Consider the following 1,055-nt stretch of genomic DNA (forward strand, 5'->3'; position numbering starts at 1 on the left):
GTCTCACCTGTCCAGCTGATCCCGCCGGAGTCTTCGCGCCTTCCACTACAATCAACAGGGTTTCAATAACTGATCGGTGAACTGTATCTTTGTCGACAAACTGAGGCTTGGTTGCTAACCAGGCCTTTTACTATGCTCAATAAATACCATAGCAGAGAAAATCCCTGCACCGCGCTAGGCCAGTAAGAGCCGCGGTACAGGGATTCTTAAGTTTAAGAGGTTGTGGTTTATGTCTCATGGAATCTTAGGAAATTTTATCGGGTTTCTCAGCACTTTGTCTGAAAATTGTTTTGCGGATGAATGGTATTACCCAGTGGTCTAAACCGTATCTTCCAGCATTGTAGCCAGCGAATAGGATTAAGAAGCCGAAGAAGATATCAGTTGGGTTATGTGAGACGGTACCGGCAAGGAAGAAAGAGAAGTTCATCAATAAACCAAAGAACATCGCAGCAGTTGTCAGGCATCCAAGGATCAGACCGAGACCGACTAAGAATTCACCAACAGGAACGATGAAATTGAAGAGGTCAATGTTTGGAAGTGCGAAGTTTTCAAGGAAAGACACATACCATCCATACACCATGTTTCCGTCTGGACCCTTAACCGGATTAGCTATGGCATTTTTTAAATATCCTGTGGCATCGAAGCCATCCCCAGTCAATTTACCCCAGCCAGCATGCATCCAATTATAACCGAGCCATAAACGCAACACTGTAAAAAGACCAGCCGCGACATTGCTTTCTCTTAACCATTTTGCGAACATATAAATCGCTTCCCTTCGAGGATAAGTAATGATTGATTACACTACAATATATTGAATTTCATTAAAAAAGATGAGAGGTACGGAACCATGTTCACAAATCAGCAACAACAATTTGACTGATTTATGAACGTAGCTAGAAGAGGAAGAAGGGGGGAGGGCTTAAAGCAAGGGAAAATCAATGATGATATTACAAAAAAAGAGGCTATCCCAAAAGATATAAACTTTTGGGCACCCTCATTTTATTTTTAGGATGGCAGTATAAATGGGACGTTGATTTCCGTTCCAGGCGCTTCGC

General features: G+C 42.7%; 1 protein-coding gene. It reads right to left on the minus strand.

The window, feature by feature from the left end; genetic code table 11:
* Positions 1-244 precede the first annotated feature (244 nt).
* Entirely contained in the window at positions 245-760 is a 516-nt protein-coding gene (locus V7654_RS18305) for a DoxX family protein (protein WP_335432174.1), read from the minus strand.
* Between the last annotated feature and the right edge of the window lie 295 nt (positions 761-1,055).

This window comes from Bacillus sp. JJ1609 (assembly GCF_036967045.1).
GTDB lineage: Bacteria > Bacillota > Bacilli > Bacillales > Cytobacillaceae > Mesobacillus.